The following is a 12,653-nucleotide window of genomic DNA, read 5'->3' as shown; positions in this document are numbered from 1 at the left end:
CGAGCGGGCTTGTCGGAACGCCGCACCGCCGTGCTGGGGCGCGAAGCGGCCCTGAAACAGGCAGCCCGGTTCTACCTGGTGTACCGAGATGACGGGCTTGAGGGCTGCCTTGCAGCCCAGCGCGGCGGTGCGGCGTTCCGACAAGCCCGCTCGCCACAGGCAGTCTTTGACAGGCCTTTCAGGCTCAGTAATCGATCTTGCCGCGCCCGGCCTTGATCGCCCCGCGCTGGGACTTGCTGTCCAGCCGGCGCTTTTTCGAACCCAGCGTCGGCTTGGTCGGCCGGCGCTTCTTCTCGACCTTGGTCGCCGCCTGGATCAACTCCACCAGGCGCAACAGGGCATCGGCACGATTCTGCTCCTGGGTCCGATACTGCTGGGCCTTGATCACGATCACCCCGTCGCCGGTGATGCGGCTGTCACTCAGGGCCAGCAGGCGCTCCTTGTAGAACGCTGGCAGCGATGAGGCCGGCACGTCGAAACGCAGGTGCACCGCGCTGGAGACCTTGTTGACGTTCTGCCCACCCGCACCCTGGGCGCGAATGGCCGTCCACTCGATCTCGTGGTCCGGCAGTTGCACGTTGTTGGAAATGACCAGCATGGGAAAACGTCCGGCTTCAGGAATGTTCAGGATACAGAAATGACAAACCCGGCACAGGGCCGGGTTTGTCCGTTGCCGGTAAAGCGTTACTTCAGCGCGGAACTGGCGGCAGGCAAGCCCTGCTGGACGCTGCGACGGTTCTTGATGCCATAGCAGACCCACATGAACACCAGCCATACCGGGATCGCGTACACCGAGATCTGGATGCCCGGGATCATCAGCATGATGCCGAGGATGAACACCACGAACGCCAGGCAGATGTAGTTGCCGTACGGGTACCACAGCGCCTTGAACAGCGAGGTCTGCCCGGTACGGTTCATGTGCTGGCGGAACTTGAAGTGCGAGTAGCTGATCATCGCCCAGTTGATCACCAGGGTCGCGACCACCAGCGACATCAGCAGCTCCAGCGCATGCTGCGGCATCAGGTAGTTCATCAGCACCGCGACGAAGGTCACCAGCGCCGAGGCGAGGATCGAGAACACCGGCACGCCGCGCTTGTCGATCCGTGCGAGGAGCTTCGGCGCGTCACCCTGCTCGGCCATGCCCAGCAGCATGCGGCTGTTGCAGTAGGTCCCGCTGTTGTACACCGACAGCGCCGCGGTCAGAACCACGAAGTTGAGGATGTGCGCCGCGGTATTGCTGCCCAGCATCGAGAACACCTGGACGAACGGGCTGCCGCTGTAGGCGTCGCCGGAGGCATTGAGGGTGCCGAGCAGGCTGTCCCATGGAGTCAGCGACAGCAGCACGACCAGGGCGCCGATGTAGAAAATCAGGATCCGGTAGATCACCTGGTTGATGGCTTTCGGGATCACGGTTTTCGGCTTGTCGGCTTCCGCTGCGGTGAAACCGAGCATTTCCAGGCCGCCGAACGAGAACATGATGATCGCCATGGCCATGACCAGGCCGCTGACGCCATTGGGAAAGAACCCGCCGTGTTCCCACAGGTTGCTCACTGCCGCCTGCGGGCCACCGTGGCCGCTGACCAAGAGGTAGCTGCCCAGGGCGATCATGCCGACGATGGCCGCGACCTTGATGATCGCGAACCAGAATTCGGCCTCGCCGAAGACCTTCACATTGGCCAGGTTGATCAGGTTGATCAGCACGAAGAAGCCCGCTGCCGAGGCCCACGTCGGGACATCCGGCCACCAGTAGTGGATGTACTTGCCGACCGCGGTCAGTTCCGACATGCCCACCAGGATATACAGGATCCAGCAGTTCCAGCCCGACAGGAAACCGGCGAAACCGCCCCAGTACTTATGGGCGAAGTGGCTGAAGGAACCGGCGACCGGTTCCTCGACGATCATCTCGCCCAGCTGGCGCATGATCATGAAGGCAATGAAGCCGCAGATCGCGTAGCCGAGGATCATCGACGGGCCGGCAGACTTCAGCACCCCGGCCGAACCGAGGAACAGGCCGGTCCCGATGGCGCCACCGAGGGCGATCAGTTGGATATGACGATTTTTCAGGCCGCGTTTCAGCTCGCCCGAAGGAGGAAGGGTTCCACTCATTGGAAGGGGTCTCACGCAAGGTTGGATGATGTTCGTGGGGCGTCGGGTATCAGCGATAAGCGATAGACGAAACCCTGGGGACAAACACCAGGCCACGGCGTGGACGCCAGGTATTCAGAGGGCAGTGATTGCGAGGATTGCTACAAGTCATGCGTCACCTGTTTGTTTTTATCTGTGACGAAATCGAACCCATCGTGCTTGTGACAGGATGGAGTGAACAAGGCGGATAACCTTGAGGGTATTGGCCTTCGGGGCGTCGCAAGGCAGCCACCGGACAGCTCAAAATGCGCGAGTACGCAGTTGGGTCACAGTTAAAACGGCGCGCATTGTACACCGCCAGACCGCTACCGGCAGGTATGGGGATATGACACCGCCGCCGACGGCGGCGAACAAGAGGCCTGGCCGGGGTAAAAAGCGCGGCGGCCAGGCGCCACGGAAACTATTCCTTACACGATGCCAAAGCCAGTGAATCCAGGGGGTTTGCCCGGATAACTCGTAAAAATTTCCTGACGCCGCGTAACGAAAACTTGCCGCCTGGCCCATCAAAAAATTTCTGCAAAAAAAAACGCCAATCGGACGATTGGCGTTTTTTTTCAAGGCATTGGGCGCTTACTCAGGCTTGCGTCGGCCAAAACCGGGACGCTGGCCGGAACCAGCCGGCGCACCCCGACGTTTGCCTGAAGGCGCAGCGTTATCCACCAGGCCGACGCCCGGACGCTTGGACTTCGGTGCCGGCTTACCCGGGCGCTTGCTGTCCGCCGGACGCTCAGCCACTGGCGTGCCACGATTCGACTCGCCACGCCCGGCCGGACGCGGTGCCCGTGGAGCACGCTCGCCATCCTGGCGCGCCGGCTTGCGTGCCGGACGCTCGCCTTCGATCTGCGGCTCGCGGCTCGCGCGCTCGGCACCCTCGCCGAGAGCAGGACGCAAGGTGCGCACGCGCTCGCTACGCGCCAGCGGACGCGAGGATTTACGCTGCATGCGCTCCAGCTTGTCCTTGCTCTTGGCGGTCAGTTGCGGCATGGCCACCGGCGTCAGGCCGACTTCGGCGCTGAGGATGTCGACCTCGCGCTGGCTCATTTCACGCCAGCGACCCATCGGCAGGTCGGAGTTGAGGAACACCGGACCGAAACGCACGCGCTTCAGGCGGCTGACCACCAGGCCCTGGGACTCCCACAGGCGACGAACCTCGCGGTTACGGCCTTCCATCACCACGCAGTGGTACCAATGGTTGAAGCCTTCGCCACCGGGTGCCTGCTGGATGTCGGTGAACTTGGCCGGACCATCCTCGAGCATGACCCCGGCCTTGAGGCGCTCGATCATCTCGTCATCGACTTCGCCACGCACACGGACCGCGTACTCGCGGTCCATCTCGTAGGACGGGTGCATCAAGCGGTTGGCCAGTTCACCGTCGGTGGTGAACATCAGCAGACCGGTGGTGTTGATGTCGAGGCGGCCGATGTTGATCCAGCGCCCGTCCTTCGGACGTGGCAGCTTGTCGAACACGGTCGGGCGGCCTTCCGGGTCGTCACGGGTGCAGATCTCGCCATCGGGCTTGTTGTACATGATCACCCGGCGTACCGACTCGGAAGCCTCTTCGCGCTTGATGACCTTGCCATCGATGGTAATCGCGTCGTGCAGGTCGACACGCTGGCCGAGGGTGGCCTCGCTGCCATTGACCTTGATGCGGCCCTGGCTGATCCAGCCTTCCACGTCACGGCGCGAGCCCACGCCGATACGGGCGAGGACCTTCTGCAGTTTTTCGCCTGCGGGGCGGATGGGTTGGCTGTCCTGGTCTTGCAGATCGTTGTCACTCATCTGGGCACCTCCCGGTGTGTCGATTCAGGCCTGGCCTGATAGAGATAAAATACTGTTCTGGACGAATGGGTTCGTCGAAGGGCCGCAAATCATACGCGGATCTTCGACGTTGCGCATCACAGAGTAGCAGTTGTCTGTCGGCTGGAGATCGGGGGGCGCCTGTTCGCGGATAAATCCGGCTCCCACAAGTGCTTGCGCCATGCATGAGTCCTGCGAACGACGCTGACACTGTGGGAGCCAACTGTCTTTGATTCATCACCGATGAGCGGCAGAACAGGCTCCCGGGAAGTGCTTCAGACGCCGCAGAACTGTGGGAGCCGGATTTATCCGCGAAAAGGGCTCACCTCAATCCTCCCACTGGCGTCGTTCGTTCTCGATGGCTTCGGCCAGCGCCTGGGCCTCGGCTTCCTCTTCGCTCAGTTCAGGTGCCGGTTCGGGCTCCGGTTTTCCGGCATCCAGCGCGGCGACCGCAGCCAGCAGGCGCTCGCGGGCTTCGGCAGCGCCGACCAGGTCTTCCTCCGCCTCATCCACGCTGGCGTCAAACTCCGGTTCAGGCTCCGACTCGAACCCGGCGTCCCTCTCGGGTTCCGGCTCCTCCTCAGACTCCGGCCGATCGGACGCTTCGGACAACGACAGACCAGGCTCGTCCTGGAACTCCCCTGTCGATAACGGGACATCGCCATCGCGCAGCAGGTCGTCAAAGTCGGTCTTGATCCCCTCCTCCATGGAGTCCAGCTCCAGCAGCAGGGTATGGAAACTGGTTTCCGGCTTCTTCGACTCGTCCTCCGCCTCCGGGTCGACACTGGCATCGGCCAGGGCCTGCAGGCCCTCGGGCACCGGTGCGTCGTCGAAGTCGAGCACCGGGTCCGGCTCGATTTCACGCAACTCCGCCAGCGGCGGCAGATCATCGAGGTTCTTCAGGTTGAAGTAGTCGAGAAAAGCCTTGGTGGTGGCGAACATCGCCGGTCGGCCGGGCACCTCGCGGTAACCGACGACCCGGATCCACTCGCGCTCCAGCAGGGTCTTGACGATCTGGCTGTTGACCGCCACGCCCCGCACGTCCTCGATCTCGCCACGGGTGATCGGCTGGCGATAGGCAATCAGCGCCAGGGTCTCCAGCATTGCCCGCGAATAACGCTGCGGCCGCTCTTCCCAGAGCCGGCCGACCCAGGGCGCGAACTTCTCGCGAATCTGCAGACGGTAGCCGGAAGCGACCTCCTTGAGTTCGAAGGCACGGCCGTCACAGGACTTGGCCAGGATCGCCAGGGCCTTCTTGAAGACCGGCGGCTCCGGGCGCTCGCCTTCCTCGAACAACTCGTACAGGCGTTCCATCGATTGCGGCTTTCCCGAAGCCAACAGGAAGGCTTCAAGCAGCGGGGCCAGCTCGCGGGGTTCAGTCAGGTTCATTGATTAAGCTCGTTATTCGGCGCGGGCACGCACATGGATCGCCGCAAAGGGCTCATTCTGCACCAGCTCGACCAGGGATTCCTTGACCAGCTCGAGAATCGCCATGAAGGTCACGACCACGCCGAGCTTGCCTTCCTCGGCGGTGAACAGCTCGACGAACGGCACGAAACCGCCGCCCTTGAGGCGTTCGAGGACATCGCTCATGCGCTCGCGGGTCGACAGTTGCTCGCGCGTGACCTGGTGACTCTCGAACATGTCGCCACGGCGCAGCACCTCGGCCATCGACATCAGCACCTCTTGCAGGGCGACATCCGGCAGCAGCTTGCGTGCCCGGGCCTCGGGGGCATCCAGTTGCGGCACGATGATCTCGCGACCGACCCGACTCAGGCCATCGATGCCTTCGGCGGCGGTCTTGAAGCGTTCGTACTCCTGCAGACGGCGAATCAGCTCGGCGCGCGGGTCGTCTTCCTCCTCCTCGACCTCGGCCGAACGCGGCAGCAGCATGCGCGACTTGATCTCGGCGAGCATGGCCGCCATCACCAGGTACTCGGCGGCCAGCTCCAGGCGCACCGATTGCATCAGCTCGACATAACCCATGTACTGGCGGGTGATTTCCGCCACCGGGATGTCGAGGATATCGATGTTCTGCTTGCGGATCAGGTACAGCAGCAGGTCGAGCGGGCCTTCGAAGGCTTCGAGGAAGACTTCCAGGGCGTCCGGCGGGATGTACAGGTCCACCGGCATTTCCATGACCGCCTGGCCATAGACCATGGCGAAGGGCAGTTCCTGCTGGGCTCCGGCCTGACTGTCGACAGTTTCAACGGCAGACATTCAGGCCTCGACCATGAAGGGTGCCGGGTCGCCACAACCGACCCGCACCACTTCCGGGTCACCGTCGGCCAGGTTGATCACGGTGGACGCCTTGAGCCCGCCAAAGCCGCCATCAATGATCAGGTCGACCTGATGCTCGAGCAGCTGGCGGATTTCGTAGGGATCGACCATCGGCTCGCTTTCGTCCGGCAGGATCAGGCTCACGCTCATCAGCGGCTCGCCCAGTTCGGCCAGCAACGCCAGGGCGATCGGATGGCTGGGGATACGCAGGCCGATGGTGCGCTTTTTCGGGTGCAGCAGCAGCCGGGGTACTTCCCGGGTGGCGTTCAGGATGAACGTGTAGGGCCCCGGCGTGTGTGCCTTGAGCAGGCGGAACAGCCCGGTATCGACCTTGGCGAACAGGCCGAGTTGCGAAAGATCGGCGCAGATCAACGCAAAATTGTGCTTGTCGTCCAGTTGCCGCAGGCGCCGTACCCGTTCGACCGCATTCTTGTCGCCGATCTGGCAACCAATCGCATAGGACGAATCAGTGGGGTAGATCACCACCCCACCCTTGCGGATGATTTCCACCGCCTGCTTGATCAGGCGCGCCTGGGGATTTTCCGGATGTATCTGGAAAAATTGACTCACGTTGTCTTCCTGTTCAGACGCGTGCGGTTGATGGCTGGTCATGTTTGAACCGACACCAGAGTGGCGGCAGATCGTCGGGAACCGGGCGGTACTCACCGATCTCGGACCAGCCTCCAGGGCCATGAAAATCGCTGCCGGCACTGACCAGCAGCCCGAATTCACGGGCCAGGATCGCCAGGCTGCCGACCTGCTCGGCCGGCTGGTACCCGTTGACCACCTCGATTGCCTGGCCGCCTGCTTGAATATAGTCGGCAATCAGCTTGCGGCGCTTGCTGCGGGTGAAATCGTAATGCCAGGGATGCGCCAGGCTGACCCAGGCCCCGGCGGCCCGCAGGGTGCCCACCGTGTCCTCGAGGGACGGCCAGTGCAGCTTGACGTCGCCCAGCTTGCCGGCCCCCAGCCACTTGCGAAAGGCTTCGGCGCGATCCTTGACGAACCCCGCGCGCACAAGGAAATCGGCGAAATGCGGGCGTGCCGGAGCATTGCCGCTATCGCCCAGCTCCTGCTGGATCGCCCGCGCGCCTTCCAGTGCACCGGGCATGCCCTTGAGCGCCAGCTTGCGGGCGATTTCCTCGGAACGCAGCCAGCGGCCTTCATGCAGGCGGGCAATCGCCTCGACCAGCGGCGTCGCGGTCACATCGAAACCATAGCCCAGCACATGGATGGTCGCGCCACCCCAGGTGCAGGACAGCTCGACCCCGTTGACCAGTTGCATGCCCAGCGCCTGCGCGGCCTCGCGGGCCTCGGCCAGGCCTTCGAGGGTGTCATGGTCGGTCAGGGCCAGGACTCGCACGCCTCTGTCGTGCGCACGGGCAACCAGGGCCGCTGGCGCCAGGGCGCCGTCGGAGGCCGTGCTGTGGCAGTGCAGGTCGATTTCCACGGGAACTGAATAACCTCTGGGTGGCGCTTTCGCTGACAAGTATGTTTGTTATTATGCCGCTACATCCTGCTTCTGGCTGCCACTGTGAAACAATTCATCGATTTCATCCCGCTGTTCCTGTTCTTCATCGTCTACAAAATCGAACCCCGCCTCCTCGATATCGCCGGCCAAAGCGTGACGGTCGGGGGTATCTACAGCGCCACGGCGGTGCTGATCGTCAGTTCGCTGGTGGTCTACGGCGCCCTGTTCATCAAGCAGCGCAAGCTGGAAAAAAGCCAGTGGCTGACGCTGATCGCCTGCCTGGTCTTCGGCAGCCTGACCCTGGCCTTCCACAGCGAAACCTTCCTCAAGTGGAAGGCCCCGGTGGTCAACTGGCTGTTCGCCCTGGCCTTCGCCGGCAGTCATTTCATCGGCGACCGCCTGCTGATCAAGCGCATCATGGGCCACGCCCTGAGCCTGCCGGAGCCGATCTGGACGCGCCTGAACGTGGCCTGGATCGTGTTCTTCGTGTTCTGCGGCGCCGCCAACCTGTTCGTCGCCTTCACCTTCCAGCAGTACTGGGTCGACTTCAAGGTATTCGGCAGCCTGGGCATGACCCTGCTGTTCCTGGTCGGCCAGGGCATCTACCTGTCCCGCCACCTGCACGACGCCGATTCGACTACGCCAAAAACCGAGGACTGACATGCTCTACGCGATCATTGCCACAGACGTCGAGAATTCCCTGGAAAAACGCCTGGCGGCACGCCCGGCGCACCTTGAGCGCCTGCAGCAGCTCAACGCCGAAGGCCGCGTGATCCTGGCCGGCCCGCACCCGGCCATCGACAGCAACGACCCGGGCGCCGCCGGCTTCACCGGCAGCCTGATCGTCGCCGAGTTCGACTCCCTGGCAGCAGCCCAGGCCTGGGCCGAAGCCGATCCATTCGTCGCCGCCGGCGTCTACGACAAGGTCGTGGTCAAGCCCTTTCGCAAGACCCTGCCTTGATACTGTCCTGCGCGACGCCCACTGACGGGGTGTCGCGCAGGCTGTCGCTCATTATTCCTGCCCAACAGCCGACAACATCCTGAATACCGATTGGAATCAGGAGTTTCCGATGCGTAAAGGTCCATTGTGCCTGCTGTTGATCACGTTATCGCTGGGTACCGCCGCCCAGGCCGAGGAAGACGCCGCGGGCAACGCCGTGCCGCTGTCGCTGAGTGCCGCGAGCCAGATCAACGATCTGCAGCAACGCCTGAAGGAAAGCGAGCGGCAGCGCGAAGAGCTGGGCAAGCAGCTGGCCAGCACCGACGCCCAGCGCGAAAGTCCCCAACTGAGCCGCTTGCGCCAGGAGAACCAACGCCTCAAGCTGCAGCTCAAGGAGGCACTGGCCAGCCCCGGAAGCCGCCTGCTGACCGACCAGCAACAATGGTTCATCACCGGCGGCGGAGTTGCACTCCTGGCCCTGCTCTGCGGTATCTTCGCCAGTGGCGGACGCCGACAGCGTCGGCAATGGTTGAATTGAGAGCGCCCCAGGGCGATCGGTTATCGAGAACTACATGAGCGACCTGTTACTGATTGACGATGACCAGGAGCTGTGTGAGCTCCTGAGCAGTTGGCTGAGCCAGGAAGGCTTCCAGGTACGGGCCTGCCATGACGGCCTCAGCGCCCGCAAGGCCCTGGCCGACAGCGCCCCGGCGGCGGTGGTGCTGGACGTGATGCTGCCTGACGGCAGCGGCCTGGAACTGCTCAAGCAATTGCGCAGCGACCATCCGGAGCTGCCGGTGGTGATGCTGTCGGCCCGTGGCGAGCCACTGGACCGGATCCTCGGCCTGGAGCTGGGCGCCGACGACTACCTGGCCAAGCCCTGCGATCCCCGGGAGCTGACCGCCCGCCTGCGCGCCGTACTGCGCCGCAGCCACCCGACCGCGACGCCGAGCCAGCTGGAACTGGGCGACCTGTGCTTCAGCCCGGTGCGTGGCGTGGTCACCATCGACCAGCAGGACTTCACCCTCACCGTCTCCGAAAGCCGCCTGCTCGAAGCGCTGCTGCAACAGCCGGGCGAGCCACTGGACAAGCAGGAACTGGCGCAGATCGCCCTGGGACGCAAGCTGACCCTCTACGATCGCAGCCTGGACATGCACGTCAGCAACCTGCGCAAGAAGATCGGCCCGCACCCGGATGGCCGGCCGCGAATCGTGGCGCTGCGTAGTCGCGGGTACTACTACGCCCCCTAGCGCGGTGGATGGCCGCCTTTGGCGGTTCGCGGGCAAGCCCGCTCCTACAGGTTCGCGGATGAACGTATTTCGAGCACACGACATAAAGCTGTAGGAGCGTGGCTTGTCGGGACGTCGCACCGCCGCGAACCGCGTAAGCGGCCATCCAACACCAATGTCAGCTCCCCGCCTGAACGTCTTTACCCAAGCTTTACCCACTGCTGACCGCCGCTGACCTTGATCTCCGTAATCTGTACTCACCCGGACCGACCGGAACCGAGACAAGGAGATACACCATGCGCAAGACCCTTATCGCCCTGATGTTCGCTGCCGCCCTGCCGACCGTTGCCATGGCCATGCCCGAAGGCGGTGGCCCGATGGGCGGCCCTGGTGGCCCTCACGGCGGCGAGCATCACTGGAAAGCCCCCTACAGCCAGCTGGACCTGAGCCGCGAACAGCGTCACGCCATCGGCAAGCTGATGGGCGAACAGATGCACGCCCGCAAGGAGCTCGCCGAGAAGTACCTGGCCAAGCTCTCGCCAGCCGACCAGGCGGCCTTCAAGAGCGAGCTGGACGCTTCCCGCCAGAAAACCGACGGGGAAATCCGCGCCCTGCTCAAGCCTGACCAGCAGAAGACTTTCGACGAGATGCAGAAAAAACGCGCCGAACGCCGCGCCGAATGGGCAGAATTCAAGGCCTGGAAAGCACAGCACGCGCAAAAGGCGCAATAATCCGCGCATTGCATCGAGCCCGACGGCAAACGCCGTCGGGCTCTTCCTGTTTCCATCGGATTGATTTGAGGACTTGCTGTGCGATCACTGTTCTGGCGCATCCTGGCCAGCTTCTGGCTGGCCATTGCCCTTGTCGCGGGGTTGTCGATTCTGCTCGGGCACATGCTCAACCAGGACGCCTGGATCCTCAGCCGCCACCCGGGCCTGGCCACCCTGGCCGAGGACTGGACCCAGACCTACGAGGAACAGGGTGAGGAAGCTGCACAGGACATCCTCGAACAACGCAAGAAGCAGTACCACATCGATGTCCAGGTGCTCAACGAAAGCGGCGACCCGGTGGTACGCGGTACCTTCCCACGCCGTGCGGCGGCCTTCGAGGCCCGGCAGCACAACGATGATCGTCGCCTGCCCTGGCGCCGGTTGACGGTCGAGTACACCAGCCCGAAAAGCGGCGACACCTACCTGCTGATCTACCGCATCCCCCACCCGGAGCTCGATGCCTGGCATCGCGGCAGCCTGCTCTGGCCCCTCAGTGCGCTGGGTATCGCCCTGGTGGTGCTGACCCTGTTCAGCCTGTTGGTGACCCTGTCGATCACCCGCCCGCTCAGCCGCCTGCGTGGTGCGGTGCACGACCTGGGCCAGACCACCTACCAGCAGAACAGCCTGGCCAAGCTGGCCTCGCGGCGCGACGAGTTCGGCGTGCTGGCCAAGGACTTCAACCTGATGGGCGCACGCCTGCAGAGCCTGATCGGCAGCCAGCGGCAATTGCTGCGCGATGTGTCCCATGAGCTGCGCTCGCCACTGGCACGCCTGAAGATCGCCCTGGCCCTGGCGGAACGTTCGGCGCCCGAAGAGCGTGAACGCCTGTGGCCACGCCTGACTCGCGAATGCGACCGCCTGGAAGCCCTGATCAGCGAAATCCTCGCCCTGGCCCGGGTCGATGCCGACCAGGCCAGCGCCGAAGAGGTGGACCTCAACCAACTGCTGCAGGAACTGCAGCGGGAAACCGTGCTCGGCTACCCGCAGCAGCCGGTACAACTCGATGCCGAGCAGGCACTGAGCCTGCGCGGCTGGCCGACCATGATCGAACGCGCGGTGGACAACCTGTTGCGCAACGCCCAGCGCTTCAACCCCGAAGGCCAGCCCATCGAAGTGCAGGCGCGACGCCAGGGCGAGCGGATCCAGATCAGTGTGCGCGACCATGGCCCCGGCGTTGAAGCCGAGCACCTGGCGCAGTTGGGTGAACCCTTCTTCCGCGCCCCGGGCCAGTCCGCCCCGGGCCATGGCCTGGGCCTGGCGATCGCCCGGCGGGCCGCGGAACGCCACGGTGGCAGCCTGACCCTGGCCAATCATCCGCAGGGCGGCTTCATTGCGACCCTGGATCTGCCCCTGACGCCAGGGGTGACCGGCTGACCGGCGGGAATCAGGCCGACCAGGCGCTGACGAATTGCGCCAGGTCGACCTTGGGTGCCGCGCGCAGTTCGTTCTGCGGCGTGCCCAGGTAGAGGAACGCGATCACTTCCTCGTCATCGCCCAGGCCCAGGCCCTTGGCCACGTGCCGCGAGTAGGACAACTCGCCGGTGCGCCAGACCGCGCCGATACCCTGGGCATGCGCCGCCAGCAGGATGCCATGCGCCGCACAGCCGGCGGCCAGCAGCTGCTCGGACTTCGGCACCTTGAAATGCTCCTGCAGGCGTGCGACCACGACCACCACCAGCGGTGCCCGCAGCGGCATCGCATGCGCCTTGTCGAGCGCGGCCTGGGTCACTTCACCGCCCTGGTGCCGTACCGCTTCGGCCAGCAACTGGCCCAACTGCTCGCGCGCCGCCCCTTCCACGGTCAGGAAGCGCCACGGCTGCAACTGGCCGTGGTCCGGGGCCCGCATGGCCGCCTGGAACAGCACTTCGCGCTGGGCCGCGGTCGGAGCCGGATCCAGCAGGCGCGGTGCGGAAACACGGTTGAGCAAATTGTCGAGAGCCTCCATGGGCTACCTCCTGAGGAAAAATGTGCGGCTATTCTAGCCTCATACACGCGGCCGCTGGCGGTTTACATGGACAGGG

Annotated in this window: 14 protein-coding genes; 6 read left to right on the top strand and 8 right to left on the bottom strand. The window is 64.1% G+C overall.

Translation table 11 applies throughout. The annotated features are described in order from the left end of the window. Nucleotides 1-184: 184 nt before the first annotated feature. The 7 genes from arfB to HU752_RS08915 form a co-directional block, all read right to left on the bottom strand. Nucleotides 185-598, bottom strand: coding sequence for an alternative ribosome rescue aminoacyl-tRNA hydrolase ArfB (arfB, locus tag HU752_RS08945; RefSeq protein WP_186677755.1), 414 nt, complete (start codon nucleotides 596-598; stop codon nucleotides 185-187). An 86-nt stretch (nucleotides 599-684) separates the two neighbouring features. Beyond that, complete coding sequence (locus HU752_RS08940) at nucleotides 685-2,106, bottom strand: amino acid permease (protein ID WP_186677756.1); 1,422 nt, start codon at nucleotides 2,104-2,106, stop codon at nucleotides 685-687. A gap of 609 nt (nucleotides 2,107-2,715) precedes the next feature. After that, nucleotides 2,716-3,924 carry a 23S rRNA pseudouridine(2605) synthase RluB gene (gene rluB / locus HU752_RS08935; RefSeq protein ID WP_186677758.1) on the bottom strand — a complete coding sequence of 403 codons (1,209 nt, stop codon included), beginning with the start codon at nucleotides 3,922-3,924 and terminating at the stop codon, nucleotides 2,716-2,718. A gap of 345 nt (nucleotides 3,925-4,269) precedes the next feature. Next, nucleotides 4,270-5,331, bottom strand: a complete 1,062-nt coding sequence (gene scpB / locus HU752_RS08930) for an SMC-Scp complex subunit ScpB (protein WP_186677771.1) — start codon at nucleotides 5,329-5,331, stop codon at nucleotides 4,270-4,272. Between the two features lie 12 nt (nucleotides 5,332-5,343). Continuing rightward, on the bottom strand, nucleotides 5,344-6,162 hold the full coding sequence (locus tag HU752_RS08925; protein WP_496198578.1) for a segregation and condensation protein A: 819 nt from the start codon (nucleotides 6,160-6,162) through the stop codon (nucleotides 5,344-5,346). Next, complete coding sequence (locus HU752_RS08920) at nucleotides 6,163-6,792, bottom strand: L-threonylcarbamoyladenylate synthase (RefSeq protein WP_186677795.1); 630 nt, start codon at nucleotides 6,790-6,792, stop codon at nucleotides 6,163-6,165. A 13-nt stretch (nucleotides 6,793-6,805) separates the two neighbouring features. Beyond that, a complete protein-coding gene (locus HU752_RS08915) occupies nucleotides 6,806-7,672 on the bottom strand; it encodes a PHP domain-containing protein (RefSeq protein ID WP_186677798.1) in 867 nt (288 codons plus the stop codon). An 84-nt stretch (nucleotides 7,673-7,756) separates the two neighbouring features. On the opposite strand from HU752_RS08915, the gene HU752_RS08910 reads away from it, so the two are divergent. The 6 genes from HU752_RS08910 (at nucleotide 7,757) to HU752_RS08885 (ending at nucleotide 12,006) form a co-directional block, all read left to right on the top strand. Further along, the gene (locus tag HU752_RS08910; RefSeq protein WP_186677801.1) at nucleotides 7,757-8,353 is read left to right on the top strand and encodes a septation protein A; all 597 of its coding nucleotides are present in this window, start codon (nucleotides 7,757-7,759) and stop codon (nucleotides 8,351-8,353) included. Between the two features lies 1 nt (nucleotide 8,354). Continuing rightward, nucleotides 8,355-8,654 (top strand): YciI family protein, encoded by a 300-nt coding sequence (locus HU752_RS08905; protein WP_186677804.1) that lies wholly within the window; start codon nucleotides 8,355-8,357, stop codon nucleotides 8,652-8,654. 109 nt (nucleotides 8,655-8,763) lie between these two features. Further along, nucleotides 8,764-9,171, top strand: coding sequence for an SH3 domain-containing protein (locus HU752_RS08900; protein WP_186677807.1), 408 nt, complete (start codon nucleotides 8,764-8,766; stop codon nucleotides 9,169-9,171). A gap of 34 nt (nucleotides 9,172-9,205) precedes the next feature. After that, nucleotides 9,206-9,883 (top strand): response regulator transcription factor, encoded by a 678-nt coding sequence (locus tag HU752_RS08895; protein ID WP_186677810.1) that lies wholly within the window; start codon nucleotides 9,206-9,208, stop codon nucleotides 9,881-9,883. Nucleotides 9,884-10,158: 275 nt separating this feature from the next. Beyond that, a complete protein-coding gene (locus HU752_RS08890) occupies nucleotides 10,159-10,593 on the top strand; it encodes an LTXXQ domain protein (protein ID WP_186677813.1) in 435 nt (144 codons plus the stop codon). Nucleotides 10,594-10,671: 78 nt separating this feature from the next. Beyond that, on the top strand, nucleotides 10,672-12,006 hold the full coding sequence (locus HU752_RS08885) for a sensor histidine kinase (RefSeq protein WP_186677817.1): 1,335 nt from the start codon (nucleotides 10,672-10,674) through the stop codon (nucleotides 12,004-12,006). Nucleotides 12,007-12,016: 10 nt separating this feature from the next. Here the strand turns inward: HU752_RS08885 and HU752_RS08880 are convergent, their stop codons facing one another. Beyond that, on the bottom strand, nucleotides 12,017-12,577 hold the full coding sequence (locus HU752_RS08880; RefSeq protein ID WP_186677820.1) for an NAD(P)H nitroreductase: 561 nt from the start codon (nucleotides 12,575-12,577) through the stop codon (nucleotides 12,017-12,019). Between the last annotated feature and the right edge of the window lie 76 nt (nucleotides 12,578-12,653).

This window comes from Pseudomonas vanderleydeniana (genome assembly GCF_014268755.2).
GTDB lineage: Bacteria > Pseudomonadota > Gammaproteobacteria > Pseudomonadales > Pseudomonadaceae > Aquipseudomonas > Aquipseudomonas vanderleydeniana.
This window is presented reverse-complemented; position numbering and strand designations above follow the sequence as displayed.

Coding starts and splice junctions, on each gene's coding strand:
- rluB (WP_186677758.1), bottom strand. CDS start 3,924: ATGAGTGACAACGATCTGCAAGACCAGGACAGCCAACCCATCCGCCCC.
- HU752_RS08900 (WP_186677807.1), top strand. CDS start 8,764: ATGCGTAAAGGTCCATTGTGCCTGCTGTTGATCACGTTATCGCTGGGT.
- arfB (WP_186677755.1), bottom strand. CDS start 598: ATGCTGGTCATTTCCAACAACGTGCAACTGCCGGACCACGAGATCGAG.
- HU752_RS08895 (WP_186677810.1), top strand. CDS start 9,206: ATGAGCGACCTGTTACTGATTGACGATGACCAGGAGCTGTGTGAGCTC.
- HU752_RS08890 (WP_186677813.1), top strand. CDS start 10,159: ATGCGCAAGACCCTTATCGCCCTGATGTTCGCTGCCGCCCTGCCGACC.
- HU752_RS08905 (WP_186677804.1), top strand. CDS start 8,355: ATGCTCTACGCGATCATTGCCACAGACGTCGAGAATTCCCTGGAAAAA.
- HU752_RS08940 (WP_186677756.1), bottom strand. CDS start 2,106: ATGAGTGGAACCCTTCCTCCTTCGGGCGAGCTGAAACGCGGCCTGAAA.
- scpB (WP_186677771.1), bottom strand. CDS start 5,331: ATGAACCTGACTGAACCCCGCGAGCTGGCCCCGCTGCTTGAAGCCTTC.
- HU752_RS08880 (WP_186677820.1), bottom strand. CDS start 12,577: ATGGAGGCTCTCGACAATTTGCTCAACCGTGTTTCCGCACCGCGCCTG.
- HU752_RS08925 (WP_496198578.1), bottom strand. CDS start 6,162: ATGTCTGCCGTTGAAACTGTCGACAGTCAGGCCGGAGCCCAGCAGGAA.